Here is a 17,146-nt window from a genome sequence, read left to right as displayed (position 1 = left end):
CCGACGATGTGAGTGCTCGTGGCAGTTTTTTTTTTTAATGATACGGCGACCACCGAGATCTACACTCTTTCCCTACACGACGCTCTTCCGATCTGTACCTTGAACCGACCAATTTGGTCGCCATCTTCCTGCAATATCGAAACGATACTGCGGCTGCCGGCAGCGCTTCGACTTTGCCCGAACAGCTCATTGACTCGACTGAGTAAACGAACCCGCTCAGCGTCTGGAGCCCGACGCCGCTGGCAATGGTCGTAGTAGCACGAGCGAGGTGTCTCGAACACCTCGCACAGCAATTCGATCGGCTCATGGGCACCTAGCTGATCGATCAGCGCAAGCGCTCGTGTTCTTCCGACATCAAGAGCGCGGTAGCCTTTTTAAAATGGATTTCTCCCGCTCAAGACGAGCGATCCGCGCTTCCAGCTCCTGAATTTTCTGCTGCTCGGGCGTCAGGGCTTTGCTCTGAGGCGTTACGCCATTGCGCTCCTGCTGGAGCTGGCTCACCCAGCGACGCAGCGCAGACTCGACCACCCCTAGCGAGCGGGAGGCCTCAATGTGGCTATAGCCCTGATCGAGCACGAGGCCTGCGGCCTCACGTTTGAATTCAGCAGAGAAGGTACGGCGTTGTTTGGTCATCAGACACCTCTATCTGGCGATATTCTCGCCTAAATGAGTGTCCGGAATCATTAGACCACTGCACTTCATGCAGGCGATCGCCCTTGGTGTAGGGCAAGAAGAAGGTGATGCCTTCACCGCTACAGGCTTTTGTGTTCTCCACCGTGAGCCTAGCCAGCTCATCCCCGCGGAACCCACGCCAGAATCCGATAAGCACCATTGCCACCGAGCGGCGTTGGCGCAGGAGCGTCTTGTAATCACCGCGATCAAGCGCGGCTGCGGCTTCTGCTTCCAACCATTTCACGGCTTGTTCGAGGTGGGTGAGCAGGAGGGGGGCGGCCTGCTTGACTTGGGCGGGATGCACAACGCGGATGCCCTTGATCATCTGGCGCACGTTAGGCGTCTTGGTCGGGTCTGGGAATCCTTGGGTGATGTGCCACTGCGCCAGCGCGGCCAAACGCTGCTTGAGCGTGCTGATCGCATGCTTGTCGGCGTATTCAGCCAGGTAGCGAACGATGCCGTCGCCTGTAGTGGGCAGGTAACTCACCGCTTTACCCAAGGCCCGTTGCGACGTAACCTACGGCTGCGTTTTTTCCATCCATGCTCTCAGCTTTGCCAGCTCAGGCAGCCTTTTTTTCCTGACGGTCGATTTAACGCTGCTCATCGCTGGCATCCTTGAGTTCGCGGTTGATTCAGTACTGTTTGTTGATAGATGCCAGTGCAACATCGACGCGGCCCACGATGCAGAATGTCGGGGTGAATCGCGGATGCCCCCCTCAGTGCTTGGCCTAGTCATAAACCGCGGGCTCATGAACCAGCAGCTCGCCTTCCTCGGCGAGAGGCACTTCACCGGCCCGTAGGTCGAGTTTGCAGCACAGTTGTCGACGCAGAGTGAAGTCCCTGCCTTACGTCTACCCGCCACAAGCACTGTACTTTCAGATCGTCCAATGTGATCCCGTAAAACTCAACAACCGGCGCACCACTGCTATCCGGAGTGCCTCCGCGGTAGTGCAGATTAAGTGCGGGTGCCGGGGAAAGCGAAAGACTTTTTGATCAGGATACCTGCGAGATCTCAAGGCGTTGATCTCGTTCGCATACTGGTATTAACTTTGGGGTGCCCTGTTGATGTCCAGTTTTTTTTCAATGCACGACGGTTTGAGTCAGGTCATGCTATTTATAAAGTTGAGGAGCTTAATTTTTTCCTGAAGGTAGAGGCCGGAGATTCTCCATAACTTTCCATGTAGTACTTTGAGAAAAGGTAAAAGTTTGAAAATCCGCACCGGATGCTTATTTCTCGTGGAGTAGAAGTTGAGATTGTATCTGTAAGCATGTCACGGGCACGTTCTAGCCTAACCGTTCTCAAAAAAGCAATCGGGCTAGTTCCTTTAAATTTTTTGAAGCCAGTCTGCAGAGAGCGAGAACTTATACCTGCATAGACTGCTATATCACCGACTGTTAAGTTTAAGTTGGAGCTCTCTATCATGTACTCTGCGGCGACCTTTATTACATGAGGAGTGGGGGAGGTAATCGTATGATCATCTAGCAATGCACAAGAATAATTATTCTCAAGTGTATAGAGGGCGAATGTAATCATAGCTTCTTTCAGACCTTTTATGACGCCGTCTGTGGGACTTTGTGCATGAGCCCAAGATTCGATAATGGTTTCAACAAAATTTACCATGCATCTTGCAGTCCATGGCGCCCCTTTATTATGTCTAAAAAAAAATGGGGCTTTGGGTGGTTTGCCATTGAGTAATGACAAGGTTCGAAAAACATCAATATTTGCAATATAGACGGTTGTGTAGCGAGCCATGGCGTCATAGCGAGACGCTATCACTTCTCTTTGGTCGACGACCGAAAGCTCGCCGGCGGTGACGGTGAACGACGATTGTCGATTTGTCCAATGTACTCTACCGGCGTCAGGTATTGATATCAAAAAACCATCAACCTCGTTACGTGTTTCGTATCCCCATCCTGAACTACTTTCAGAACGGCTTACGAAAGAATCTCCCAGCAAGCAAGCGTTTTTTGAGTAGTCCAGATAATCCCGCTCACCCGGTAGAAGGACCATATCGTTGCCAAGGGATTGAAAGTGCTCACTAGCGATATCAACGTTCAAAAATCTTTTGATTAAGGTCTTCATGACATCCGCATCTCCAATAAACTGCCAGCATCTTCAGGGTTAGAGTAGTTCATCTGATGAGCGTTGTGTGTGGTTTCAAAAAAAAATTTTATAAAAGCTCAAAAAAACGAAATTTCAAAGAAAACGCATTTTTTTGTTGGAGGGGCAGTTCCCATATGATTCAAATTATTTTATTGTTCAATTGCAAGGCTAGTTCAAGCGGATAGGGGTAAACGTTGCCTCAGCTAGCTTACTCATACGTCTCTCTTAGGTTGACTCTAAAAAGCCATCGAGTGGCATGTCAAATTGATAGCAATGCGCTTCTAATTTCAAGCGCGTTTTACTCATTACTTAAGTGTCCTAAGCCTCGGTAAAGAAAGCCGTAGAGGTAATTTTTGATGAGCCCTACTACTGTAGACAAAAAAAAATGGAGTAAGCTTTCTGCTAACCAACGCGGTCTTTGGTTTACTTATCAAAAAGCTCCCCATCTCCGTGCAGGTTTCAATTTAGCATTCTGCCCTCGTATTTTAGGTGATGTCGATCCAGCACTTGTGCGCCACACCCTGAATGTGTTGATGGCGCGATATCCGATACTTCGTGCAACATTCAGCAACAGCGAAGAGGGGCCGCAGCAGCGCATCCGCGCACTGGGCGAACCCCCGTTTTTTTTTCATGACGCCTCATTTTGGTCTGAGTCTGCGCTATGTGATCACGTCAAGGCCGAGTACTGTCGAGCCTTCAATGAAACTGCGCCTCTGCTTTGCGTTCACCTCTACCGTATTTCGGAGCGAGAAAGTGTACTGCTTTGGATCATGGACCATCTCATCAGCGATGGCAGTACTTACATGAAGTTAATGAAGGAATGGGGTGAGCTGCTGGCAGAAAGAACGTTCACACCGCTTCCTGTGGAGTCTGAATTTCCCGATTTCTTCAGCTACGTGGACCATCAAGACGCGTGGCTGGAAAGCGAGCGAGGATCTAAACAGTTTGCTTATTGGCAGCACCTCCTATCTGACGCTCCTGCAGCGGAAATAGATACTTCCCTTGCGCCTCCGTCCTATGCATCCTGTCAGCAGCGTATAGCATCATTTGTTATACCAACCGCTCAGCGTTTACAGCTTCAGAGGCTTGGTGTCCGGTGTGGAGCCTCCTTATTTGAAGTTACTCTTGCGTGCTATTTCATTTTTCTGCGCAGGCACATTAGCCAGGACACCTTCGTCGTTGGCACTCCCATGCCGGCGCGCAGCTATGGACCATGGCGAGCTACTGTTGGCAACTGCGTCAATGTCGTGCCGATAGTGGCTCACTTCGACCCCGCATTGACCATCGCAGAACTACTGAGTGATTTACATGCCTCTGTGAAGGATGCCAAGCGTAACCGCCATTATCCGCTCGAGGTACTGCTCGAACGCTTGCCGAAGCTAAGGCGGTCTGCCCAGCGCAATTTTATACAAACCCAGTTTACATTTCAGATTGATTATGGGCTAGCCGAAATCATGGCGCTGGCCGTGGGTACGCTAAGTGGAGCGTCACGTGGTGTAAGTTTTGAAACCGTTGCTTGGGGGGGATGGAGTGCAACGTCTTTTCCGCTGCCAATCAGTCATGGCGATACCGCTAACTTACTGAACCTTGAAATTATGGACAGCGATAACACGCTTGCTGTATTTCTTAAGTACGATGCTTCTCGCCTTGAGGAAAGCTCTGTAGGACGTTATATCGAACATCTGTCTACCATCCTTGATGAGATGATCGCCGACGACAGTCAGAAGATTGATTGCATTACTCTTCTGACGCCAGATGAAAATCAGATGGTGCTGAACGACTGGAACGCTACCCAAGCTGACTATCCGCGTGACGTTTGCTTTCATCAAATGTTCGAAGAACAAGTAAAACGTACGCCCCATGTGACGGCGTTAATCTATGATGATCAGCCATTAAGCTATGACACTCTGAATCGACGCGCTAACCAACTTGCTCAGGTGTTAACGAAGCTTGGTGTAGCGTCGCAGACGCGAGTAGCTATCTGCCTACCACGTGGTCCTGACATGGTTACTGCCATGCTTGCGGTGCTCAAAGCCGGTGGTGCCTATGTGCCAATTGATATCGGTTTTCCCGCGGACCGTATTGAATACATGCTCAACGACTGCTGTCCACAAGTTGCCATCGTCGATAGTTTCGAATGGGAAGCGCTAGTTCACGCGGCGCACAGACTCAACCTGCACACCCTAGGAGACTGGCAGTTCGGGCCCGATGACAATCTTGAAACGCCCCCTCAGGCTGTCAACGGGCAGTCATATGTGGTTTATACGTCCGGCTCGACTGGCAAGCCTAAAGGCGTAATAGTCGGGCAGCGTGCGCTGGTGAACCTGCTGCTATCCTTTAAACGGCTATTAGGGATGACCGCAGATGATCGCTGGCTGGCGGTAACTACGGTGGCTTTCGATATTGCAGCACTGGAACTCTTCCTGCCGCTAATCGTCGGCGCGACAGTAGTGCTCGCGAATGGCAGTTGGAGTACCGACCCATATCGGTTGGCCGAGGCGATCAGTCGCCTAGGCATCACAACGCTACAAGCCACACCGGTTACCTGGCGGATGCTCCTGGACAGCGGTTGGCAGAGCCAGCCCAAGCTGACTGCGTTGTGTGGCGGTGAGGCATTGGACGTGGCCTTGGCGGCGCGCCTGCATCAAGCGGTAGGTACGCTATGGAACGTATATGGACCTACTGAGACCACGATCTGGTCGACCGCGCATTGCGTTGATGAGGTTGATCTGAATGGCGGTAGCCTTCCTATCGGTCGCCCTGTCGACAATACGCGCGTTTATGTCTTGAACGATGCTGGTCAACCATTGCCGGTGGGAATTGCCGGTGAGTTATTCATCGGCGGTGATGGGGTCGCTCAGGGTTATCTGAATCAACCTCAGTTAACCGCTGAGCGCTTTGTTAAAGATCCTTTTGTAGAGGGCTCACGACTTTACAGGACTGGTGACCGTGCGTGCTGGCGAAAAGACGGCACGCTCGAGTATTTGGGGCGCAACGACTACCAAGTAAAAATTCGTGGTTTCCGTATTGAACTGGGAGAAATTGAAGCGCGGCTGCGCGATCATCCGGAGGTAAGGGATGCCGCGGTTATTGCAGCCCAAACAAGTGATGGGTGGGAGAGCCTAGTGGCTTATTACCTGTCCGATCTGGTCGCGGACGCTCAGGTGCTGCGAGATTGGGTGGCCAGTCAATTACCGGATTACATGTTACCAGCCGCTTGGGTGCACATGAGTGCGTGGCCGTTAACTCACAACGGCAAGCTGGATCGAAAGGCTCTGCCGGCACCTGGAGAAGATGCGTACGCCTTGAAACACTATGTCGAACCGCAGGGCTGTACCGAGATGGTGCTGGCTGCGTTATGGTCTGAACTGCTTGGGTTGGCCCAAGTCGGTCGCGACGACGATTTCTTTGCACTAGGTGGGCAATCGTTGCTGGCCATCCGACTACTGTCCCGTATTCGAGTTTCACTGGGCCGTGAGGTACCACTGAGCCTGTTGTTTTTGCAGCCGGTATTAGCGCCATTTGCTCGGCTAGTTGAGCAAGTACCTTGCAGTGTGCTGCCAGTCATAGCGTCCGCCGACCGTAGCATGCCGCTGGTGCTTTCATTCGCTCAGCAGCGGATTTGGTTCCTAACGCAAATGGAGGTGCGGACCAGTGCTGCCTATCACATGGCCGGGGGGGTGGACCTTGTTGGAGCGTTGGATATCAATGCCTTGCAAGCGGCGCTGGATCATATTGTGGCTCGCCATGAGTCCTTACGAACGCGATTTTTATCAATAAATGGCACCCCTTACCAGCAGATTCTAGGGCCGGAGCCGTTTGTGCTTTGCCAACATGATCTTCGTCAACATGCGGACGTCGAGGTTTTAGTTCGTCGTATTGAGCAGGAGGAGGCCGTATTTCCATTTGATCTGAGCCAAGGGCCGTTGATCCGTGGCCAGTTGGTTCGGGTTCAAGAGCAACGGCACGTGTTGCTGATCACGATGCACCACATCGTATCCGATGGCTGGTCGTTAAACCGGTTTATGGCGGAACTGGGCATATTCTACAACGCGTTCGTTGAGGGGCTGGTAGATCCCTTGCAACCTTTGGCTATTCAATACGCAGACTATGCAGCCTGGCAGCGGCACTGGGTCCAGAGCGGGGTAGTGCAAGGTCAGCTTGCCTACTGGCGAGAACAGCTGGCAGATGCGCCGCTGCTGCTCGAGCTACCCACTGATCATCCCCGCCCATTGGTGCAGGACTACGCCGGCGGACAAGTCAGTTTTACCCTCCACGCTCCCTTGACCACAGAACTTAAAGCGCTGGCTGGGCGTCACGGTTGTACGCTCTACATGACGTTGTTGGCTGGCTGGGCAATCCTACTCTCACGTCTTAGCGGACAGGACGATCTCGTTATCGGCTCACCGGTAGCCGGGCGCACCCGCACTGAGCTCGAACCGCTAATAGGCCTGTTCGTAAACACCTTAGCGCTGCGCTGCCGAGTACCGGGTAGCATGACGGTCGCCGAGTTGCTGGCACAGGTCAAAGCCACCACGCTGTCTGCGCAGGCAAACCAGGATTTGCCATTCGAACAGTTGGTGGAGGCACTCAACCCGGTACGCAGCATGGCGCATAGCCCGCTGTTCCAGACGTTGCTGGTCTGGCAGAACTCCGATGGTGACATACTGGAACTTAGTGGGCTGCAAGCTGAAATGTTTGCTTCTGAGCAAGTCACGGCACAGTTCGATTTGGTTCTGACCTTGGGTGAACGCCAGGACGTGATGGTTGGTTGCATTGAGTACGCGAGCAGCCTGTTCAATCGCGAGACGGCGACGCGTTATGTCGAGCATTTGCATGTGCTACTGCGAGCGATGCTCCACGACTCAAGCCAGACAGTGACAGAACTGGCATTACTTACAGCAAACCAGCGCCATCAAGTGTTGTATGACTGGAATGCAACCGACGTTGACTACCCTGCGGCTCAATGCGTTCATCAGCTGTTTGAGGCGCAGGTGGAGCGCGATCCCCAAGCGGGCGCACTTGTCTACGAGTCGCAGCAACTGAGCTACGACGAGTTGAATCGCCGTGCCAACCGACTGGCCCATGCTCTGATTGCGCAAGGTGTGGTGTCGGGCACAATGGTGGCGCTTTGCCTTCCTCGTGGGCCAGAAATGGTCGTTGCTATACTGGCGGTACTCAAGGCTGGAGGTGCCTACGTGCCGATCGATCCTGAGTACCCGGCTGACCGAATCGACTACATCCTCGAAGATAGCCAGCCACTATTAGCATTGCTCACTAGTACTGTGGACGAGAGGCAAGGTTGGTCGGACGTCAACCCGGACCTGCATGTTCTAGAGCTGGGCGCGCAGCACCTTGCCTATGTGATTTACACGTCGGGTTCCACCGGCGAGCCCAAGGGCGTGATGATCGAGCATCGCAACTTATGCCATCAGGTCTTCGCGTTGCAGTCGACCTATCACCTGAGTGCGCGTGACCGCGTGCTGCAATTTGCACCGTTCACGTTCGATATGTCGGTGGAAGAAATCTTCGGCGCGCTATGTTCCGGTGCCACTCTGGTGTTACGAACCCAAGAATGGATCAGCGACGCCTCGACGTTCTGGCAACTCTGCCAGCGTAATGCGATCACGGTTACGAACTTGCCGGTGGTGTTCTGGAATACCTTGCTGCGCGAAAAGCAGGCGTGTATTCCCGACTGCATTCGTCAAATCATGATCGGCGGCGAAGCGGTCAGCCAAGCCGCGATCGAGGCCTGGTACGCCCGCGACGGCTGGCTGCCTACGCTATTCAACGCTTACGGTCCCACCGAGGCGACGGTGAATGCGACCGTCCACCTGATTGAGCGGTTGAACAAACCCGGTTGCATCGGCCGACCGCTGCCGAACACGCGCGTGTATGTGCTTGACCACGCGGCGCAACCGGTGCCGGTGGGCGTGGTCGGGGAGCTGTATATCGGCGGTGCCGGAGTAGCTCGCGGGTATTTGAACCGGGCGCAATTGACCGCGACGTGTTTTGTCGATGACCCCTTTGTCGAACAGCCTGCAGCGCGCATGTACAAGACCGGCGATCGTGTGCGTTGGCATGCCGACGGCTCGCTGGAGTACCTGGGACGCAACGACAATCAGGTAAAAATTCGCGGCTTCCGTATCGAGTTGGGTGAAATCGAGGCGCGCTTGCGCAGCCACGCAGCGGTAACTGACGCGGTGGTGATCGCCTGGCAGGAGGCGGCGCAGGAGACGCGGCTGGTGGCCTACTACCTGGCCGCCGAGGCGCAGGATGCGAGCCAGCTTCGCGCCTGGGTGGCGCAGCAGTTGCCGGATTACATGCTGCCGGCGGCGTGGGTGCACCTGACGGCCTGGCCGCTGAACAGCAATGGCAAGCTGGACCGACGGGCATTGCCGGTGCCGGGTGCGGCGGCGTTTGCCTCGCAGGGTTACGTGGCACCGCAAGGCGAACCCGAAACCTCCCTGGCGATGCTTTGGGCCGACGTTCTGGGCGTTGAGCGAGTAGGGCGGCACGACAACTTCTTTACCCTCGGCGGGCACTCGCTGTTGGCGGTGCAGCTGATTGCGCGCCTGAAAGCGCGCGGGTTGTGCGTCGACGTGTCGAGGCTGTTCACTGCCCCCACTCTGTGTGAATTCGCGCAGTCGGTGACATCCACCGCGGGCCTTCCGGAGACCGCTTCGCCTAACCCGCTCACCATACCTCAAGACAGCATTGTGCCGAGCATGCTGCCCCTGATCGCCCTCACCCAGGCGCAGATCGACGGCATTGTCATGACCGTGCCCGGTGGTGCTAAAAATATTCAGGATATTTACCCGCTGACCTCGACGCAGGAGGGCATTCTTTTTCACCACCTGCTGAGCCCGGAGAATGACCCCTACGTCGAAACCAGCGTATTGAGTTTCGCTGATCGATCCGCCTTGAATCGTTTTGTCGAGGCCTTGCAAAGCGTGATCGCGCGACACGATATTCTGCGCACCGCGTTTATCTCGCAGAACCTGGACAGTCCCGTGCAGGTTGTCTACCACCACGCGACACTGCCCGTGGTAGAGACCGAGTGCGCCTTGCAAGCGGGCACACGCATCAATGTCGAGCAGGCGCCGTTACTGCACGGCTGTGTGTCGGTCGACCCGGTTGACGGGTCGCTGACCCTGCACTTGCAGACTCACCAATTGGCGCTCGACCATACCGCCCTCGATTACGTGATTGCCGAGATTCGCGCCATCCTGCAGGGCGCGGCGCTTGCGCAGCCCATCCCCTTGCGCGACTTTGTCGTTCACGCCCGTCGCGAAGCGCAGCGCAGTGACCATGAAGCCTTTTTTCAGCACATGCTGCAGGACGTCACACAGCCGACTGCGCCGTTTTCCATTACCGCAATCCCCGAGCCTGATCATCCGGTGCAACAGACACAGTTGTTGCTCGATGACGGGTTCGCGGCCTCCCTCAGAATGGCTGCACAGGCCGCCGGCGTGAGTGTGGCCAGTGTGTTCCATCTGGCGTGGGCGCTGGTGCTGGCGCGCACCTGCGAAACTGACCGGCCAGTGTTCGGCACGGTTCTGCTGGGCAGAATGAGTGGGGCAGAAGGCATCGAGCGCGCACTGGGTATGTTCATCAATACCTTGCCCATAGGCCTCGACTTACAGAGGCAGACTACCGCCCAGGCGCTGCAACAAACCCACCAACGCCTGGCCGGCCTGTTGCACCACGAGCATGCGCCGCTGTCGCTGGCTCAACGTTGCAGTGGTGTTGCTTCACCGTTGCCGCTGTTTTCTACATTGCTCAACTATCGCCACAGTCAATACGGGCGTGTCGCCGGCTTGGCTGACCTGGTAGGCACGGGCGCCAGAATGCTGGGCAATACAGAGCGCACTCATTACCCGTTCACGTTAAACGTCGATGATACCGGGCAGAGCTTTCTGCTTGAGGTGCAAATATGCGGCGGCGTTGAGCCGCAGCGTCTTGCAGGCTATCTCCAAACGGCCTTGAGTGCACTGAACGAGGCGCTCGAACACGCGCCGGATACGCCGGTGCAGGCATTGGCAGTGCTGTCGGAAACCGAGCAAAACACACTGCTCACCGAGTGGAACGCCACCGACGTCAGCTACCCGCGCGAGCTGTGTTTGCATCAATGCTTCGAAGCACAGGTTCAGCGCACGCCGCAGGCGACCGCGTTGATCCATGACGAGCAGTCGCTGAGCTACGACCAGCTTAACCGGCATGCCAACCAGTTGGCACATGCACTCAGGGCGCTCGGCATCACCTCCAACACCCGCGTGGTTATTTGCCTGCCGCGCGGTCCGCAGATGCTGATGGCGATGCTCGCAGTGCTCAAGGCCGGGGGCGCCTATGTGCCGATTGATCCCGGCTACCCGGCCGAGCGCATCGATTACATGCTCCAGGACTGCCAGCCGCAGATGGCGATTGTTGCAGGCTATGAGGGCGCCGCGCTCGACCATGCAGCACGCACGCTAGACCTCAACGCGCCCGGCGATTGGCAAGCAGGCCCCGAGCATAACCTGCACACCGAGCCTGCGGCCGCCGAAGCACTGGCGTATGTGATCTATACCTCCGGCTCGACCGGCAAACCCAAAGGCGTGATGGTCGGGCAGCGCGCGTTGCTGAACCTGTTGTTGTCGTTCAAACAACAACTCGGGCTGACCGCCGAGCATCGTTGGCTGGCGGTGACCACCGTGGCGTTCGACATCGCGGCGCTGGAGCTTTTTCTGCCGCTGATCGTCGGCGCGACGGTGGTGATCGCCGCAGAAAGCTGGAGCACCGACCCGGTACGTCTGGCACGCGAAATCAAGCGGCTGGGCATCACCACCCTGCAAGCCACACCCGTGACCTGGCGGATGCTGCTCGACAGCGGCTGGCAAGGTCAGCCCGAGCTGACCGCGCTCAGCGGCGGCGAAGCGCTGAACGTGGCGCTGGCAGCGCGGTTGCAGCCTGCGGTGGGCAGCTTGTGGAACGTTTATGGGCCGACCGAAACCACCATCTGGTCGACCGCCTATCGCGTGGATAACGTCGAGGCGCACGGCGCCGCCGTGGCGATTGGTCGCCCGATCGCCAATACGCGGGTCTATGTGTTGAACGCTCACTGGCAGCCGTTGCCGATAGGCGTTGCCGGCGAGCTGTACATCGGCGGTGACGGCGTCGCTGAGGGTTACCTCAACCAGCCCGACCTGAGCGCTGAGCGTTTTATCGCGGACCCTTTTGTGCCCGGCGCGCGGCTGTACAAGACCGGTGACCGAGCGCGCTGGCGTGAAGACGGCACGCTTGAGTACCTGGGCCGCAACGACCATCAAGTGAAGGTGCGCGGTTTCCGCATTGAACTGGGCGAAATTGAGGCGCGACTGCGCGAGCACCCATCCGTAAGGGACGCGGTGGTGGTTGCACGCGAGCAACACGCGGCCGATGTGCGTTTGGTGGCGTATTACCTGGCAGACCAGGCGGTGGACGCACAGACCTTGCGCGAGTGGGTGGCCGATCAATTACCCGACTATATGTTGCCCGCTGCCTGGGTGCACCTGAGTGCCTGGCCGTTGACCCCCAACGGCAAGCTGGACCGCAATGCGCTGCCAGCACCGGATGAAGAGGCGTACGCCTGGCAGCGCTACGCCGAACCGCAGGGCGATACCGAGGTAACGCTGGCGACGCTGTGGGCCGAAGTGCTGGGCGTCAGCCGGGTAGGGCGGCACGACCACTTCTTCGCGCTGGGTGGGCACTCGTTGCTGGCGGTGCAATTGCTGGCCCGCGTGCGGGCAGCGTTGGGGCGTGACCTTGCGCTGAGCGCGTTGTTTGCGCAACCGGTACTGGCGCCCTTCGCACGGCTTGTTGAACAGGCGGCCTACAGTGCGCTGCCGCCGATTACCCCGGCTGACCGCAGCGCGCCCTTGGCGCTGTCGTTTGCCCAACAGCGCCTGTGGTTTTTGGCGCAATTGGAAGCCCGCGCCAGCGCGGCCTACCACATCGCCGGTGGTGTGAGGCTGATCGGAGCGCTGAATCTCGATGCCTTGCAGGCTGCACTGGACCGTATCGTGGCGCGACATGAAGCGCTGCGCACCCGCTTTGTATCGATAAACGGCACGCCTTGCCAGCAGGTTCGGGAGGCCACCCCGTTCGCCTTGCGTTTTTATGATGTGGGTGACGCTGCCGATGTGCAGGGTGCACTGCGCGATCTGGCCAGGGAAGAGGTCGCAACAGCGTTTGAACTGGCGCAGGATTCGCCGATTCGGGGCCGGTTGGTACGGCTCAAGGACGGCGAGTACGTGCTGCTGGTGACGGTGCATCATATCGTTGCCGACGGCTGGTCACTCACGCGCTTGATGGACGAACTGGGCCTGCTGTACCAGGCGTTCAGCCATGGCGAGCAAGATCCATTGCCCACGCTGACCCTGCAATACGCCGATTTTTCGGCGTGGCAGCGCGAATGGATGCAAGGTCGCGTGTTCCAGGCCCAGCTTGCCTACTGGCGCGAGCAATTGGAGGACGCGCCGCCGCTGCTGGAGTTGCCTACCGACCGACCACGCCCCGCGCAGCAGGATTACGCCGGCGACAGTGTCGAATTTACCCTCGGCGCCGGGTTAAGCCTGGAGCTGAGCGCGCTGGCCATGCGTCAAGGTGTTACGCGCTACATGCTGATGTTGAGCGGCTGGGCGATCTTGCTCGCGCGTTTGAGCGGCCAGGACGACATCGTTATCGGCACGCCGGTGGCGGGCCGCACGCGCACCGAGCTGGAGCCGCTGATCGGGCTGTTCGTCAACACCCTGGCCCTGCGCTGCCGGGTGCCGGGCACGGCGACGGTCGCCGAGTTGCTGGCGCGGGTCAAAGCGACTACGTTGGCGGCGCAGGCGCATCAGGATGTGCCGTTCGAGCAGTTGGTGGAAGCGCTCAACCCCGAGCGCAACCTGGCGCACAGCCCGCTGTTTCAAACGCTGTTCCTCTGGCAGGAGGCGGTGGACGCGGGGCTGCACCTGCAGGGGTTGACCACCGAACCGTTCAACCTGGAACAGCCCACCAGCCAATTTGACCTGACGATCACACTGGGCCTGCGTGGCGACCGCCTGGAAGGCAGTATCGGCTATGCCACGCGCCTGTTCGACCGTGCCACCGTGGAGCGCTTTGTCGAGCATTGGCGGGTGCTGCTGGAGGCGATGGTGCTCGACGCCACGCAGACGGTAGCCCGCCTGCCGCTGCTGACGGAGGCGCAACGCCGGCAAGTGCTGCATGACTGGAACGCCACGCGTGTCGATTACCCGACCGAGGTTTGCCTGCATACGCTGATCGAGCAGCAGGTGGCGCGCACGCCCGAGGCACTGGCGCTGGTGCATGACGATGAAGCGCTGACTTACTCACAGATGAATCGGCGTGCCAATCGGCTCGCCCATGGGCTCGTCGCTCACGGCGTGGGGCCGGATGTAAGGGTGGCTGTGTGCATGGCGCGCAGCTTGGACATGGTCATCGCCGTGCTGGCGATACTCAAGGCGGGCGGGGCCTATGTGCCGATTGACCCGAGCCATCCTGCCGAGCGTATTCGCTCCCTGCTCGAAGACAGCGCGCCGTGCGTACTGATTGCGCGTGGCGACACTGGCCTCAGCCTGCCCGAAGCCCCGGTGAGGCTTGATCCGCAGGCCTTTGAAGCGCAGCCGGGGATGCCGGAAACCGACCCCAACGTGCACGCGTTGTCGGCGAATCATCTGGCGTATGTCATTTATACCTCCGGGTCTACCGGCCAGCCCAAAGGGGTGATGATCGAGCATCGCGCTGTGGTCAACCGTCTGCTGTGGATGCAGGACCACTATCGACTGGCCGGCGATGATGTGGTGCTGCAAAAAACGCCGCTGGGTTTTGATGTCTCGGTGTGGGAGCTGTTCTGGCCATTGATGGTCGGCGTACCCATGGTGCTGGCCGGCCACGAAGGGCAAAAGGACCCGGTGTACCTCGCGCAGTTGATTCAACAGCGGGCAATTACCACCGTGCATTTTGTGCCGCCGATGCTGCAGGCGTTTGTGTCCAGCGCTCACGCGTCGGCTTGCACCAGCTTGCGCCGGATCATTTGCAGCGGCGAAAGCCTGAGCAGCGCCTTGGCGCGCCAGACCCGCGCGTGTTTGCCGCACGCCGCACTGGAAAACCTGTACGGGCCCACCGAAGCGGCGGTCGACGTCACCGCCTGGTCGGTGGTCGAGAATGCGTCAGCGGCGGGCGTGCCCATCGGCCGGCCCATCGCTAATACCCAAACCTACGTACTCGACAGCGTTGGCCAGCCCGTGCCGGTGGGCGTGACGGGCGAGCTGTATCTGGGCGGCGTACAACTGGCGCGGGGTTACCTGAACCGGCCGCAACTGACGTCGGCAAGCTTTGTGGCCAGCACTTTTGCGCCCGACTCCTCGACTCGGCTTTACAAGACCGGTGACCAGGTGCGCTGGCGAGCGGACGGCGTTCTTGAATACTTGGGGCGTAACGACCACCAAGTGAAAATCCGTGGCGTGCGTATTGAACTGGGCGAGGTTCAAGCGCGATTGCGCGCCTGCGACGCTGTCGACGATTGCGTGGTGCTGGCACGCCAGGCCCCGAGCGGTGACACGCAGTTGGTGGCCTATTACCTGGCCGCTCAAGCGCAACCGGTCGACGTACTGCACGCCTGGATGCTCGTGCAATTGCCCGACTACATGGTGCCCGGTGCCTGGTGCCATCTGCACGCCTGGCCATTGACGGCCAATGGCAAACTCGACCGCAACGCCCTGGCCGCGCTGGAAGCTGGCAACCGTTTACACCCGGCGTATGCCGCTCCAGAGGGCGACGCCGAAACGACGATGGCTGAGCTGTGGGCGCACCTGTTGGGGCTGGCTCAGGTCGGCAGAAACGATCATTTCTTCGCCTTGGGCGGTCATTCCCTGCTGGCGATCCAGTTACTCGCTAAAATCCGCCAGACCCAAGGGCGCGAGGTCGCATTGAGCGCGCTGTTTACCCAGCCGCTGTTGGCCGATTTTGCCGCTGCCGTGGCGCAGGCGCCGATCAGCGCGTTGCCTGCCATTGATACCCAGGATCGTAGCGCGCCGCTGGCGTTGTCGTTCGCCCAGCAGCGCCTGTGGTTTCTCGCCCGTCTGGAAGCGCGAGCCAGCACCGCCTACCACATCGCGAGCGGCTTGATGTTGTCGGGTGAGCTGCATGCGCAGGCGTTGCAGCGCGCGCTGGACCGCATTGTGTTGCGCCATGAGGCCTTGCGTACGCGCTTCATCGAAGTCGAGGGTGCGCCCCGGCAACAGATTCAGGCGCCGTCACCTTTCGCACTGCGTTTGCACGATTTGCGTCAGTGTGACGATGCACACGACACGCTGCATCAGCTGGCGCGTGAAGAGAGTGAAGCGCCTTTCGACCTAGAGCAGGATGCCCCTCTGCGCGGCCGTCTGATTTTGCTCGACGAGCAGCGACAGGTGTTGCTGGTGACCCTGCACCATATCGTCTGCGACGGTTGGTCACTTAACTGTTTTATGCAGGAACTGGGCGTGTTGTATCGGGCCTTTGTCCAAGGCGACGAAGACCCCTTACCAGCGCTGGGCATTCAATACGCCGACTACGCCGCCTGGCAGCGCCAGTGGCTGCAGGGCGAGGTGTTGCAAAGCCAACTCGCCTATTGGCGCGAGCAACTGGCGGATGCACCGCCCTTGCTCGAACTGCCCACCGACCACCCTCGGCCGGCGGTGCAGGACTACGCCGGTGGCCGGGTGGATTTCACCCTGGACGCCGCGCTGACCGCTGCACTCAAACGCTTGGCGGCCCGGCATGACAGCACGCTGTACATGACGCTGCTGGCTGGCTGGGCAATCCTACTCTCACGTCTTAGCGGACAGGACGATCTCGTCATCGGCTCACCGGTAGCCGGGCGTACCCGCACGGAACTGGAGCCGCTGATCGGGCTGTTCGTCAACACCCTGGCCCTGCGCTGCCGGGTGCCGGGCACGGCGACAGTCGCCGAGTTGCTGGCGCAGGTCAAAGCCACCACGCTGGCGGCGCAGGCGCACCAGGACTTGCCGTTCGAGCAGTTGGTGGAGGCGCTCAACCCTGCGCGCAGCCTGGCGCACAGCCCGCTGTTCCAGACGCTGTTCGCCTGGCAGAACGCCGACAGTGACACGCTGCACCTCACCGGATTGCAGGCGCACATGTTCACCTCGGAGCAAGTCACCGCGCAGTTCGACCTGGCGCTGACCTTGGGTGAATACCAGGACGAGGTGAGCGGGTGCATCGAGTACGCGAGCAGCCTGTTTGAGCACGAGACAGCGGCGCGCTACGTCGAGCATTGGCAGGTGCTGTTGAAGGCGATGGTGCTTGATGCCACGCAAACCCTGACCCGCCTGCCGTTGTTGACTG

The 17,146-nt window shown here is 58.4% G+C and carries 3 protein-coding genes and 1 pseudogene; 1 reads left to right on the top strand and 3 read right to left on the bottom strand.

What is annotated here, in order from left to right; genetic code table 11:
• Positions 1 to 92 precede the first annotated feature (92 nt).
• From P406_RS30645 to P406_RS28455, 3 genes and pseudogenes are all read right to left on the bottom strand, one after another.
• A pseudogene (locus P406_RS30645) lies at positions 93 to 633 on the bottom strand (transposase); the annotation flags it as partial.
• Positions 602 to 1,159 (bottom strand): site-specific integrase, encoded by a 558-nt coding sequence (locus tag P406_RS26615; protein WP_146052120.1) that lies wholly within the window; start codon positions 1,157 to 1,159, stop codon positions 602 to 604. The pseudogene P406_RS30645 and the gene P406_RS26615, both read right to left, overlap by 32 nt.
• A 627-nt stretch (positions 1,160 to 1,786) precedes the next feature.
• Positions 1,787 to 2,755, bottom strand: coding sequence for an AraC family transcriptional regulator (locus tag P406_RS28455; protein WP_082100983.1), 969 nt, complete (start codon positions 2,753 to 2,755; stop codon positions 1,787 to 1,789).
• Positions 2,756 to 3,132: 377 nt separating this feature from the next.
• Here P406_RS28455 and P406_RS26610 point away from each other — a divergent pair.
• Positions 3,133 to 17,146: non-ribosomal peptide synthetase (locus P406_RS26610; protein WP_156174847.1), on the top strand; the 14,014-nt coding region annotated here is incomplete at its 3' end.

Origin of the sequence: Pseudomonas syringae pv. coryli str. NCPPB 4273 (assembly GCF_000972175.1) — a bacterium.
GTDB classification, from domain to species: Bacteria; Pseudomonadota; Gammaproteobacteria; order Pseudomonadales; family Pseudomonadaceae; genus Aquipseudomonas; species Aquipseudomonas syringae.
Note: the sequence above shows the minus strand (reverse complement) of the source record. Positions and strands in the feature narration are given on the sequence as shown.

Bases quoted from the DNA above. Each gene is read 5' to 3' on its own strand.
- P406_RS28455 (WP_082100983.1), bottom strand. From the start codon at position 2,755: ATGAAGACCTTAATCAAAAGATTTTTGAACGTTGATATCGCTAGTGAG.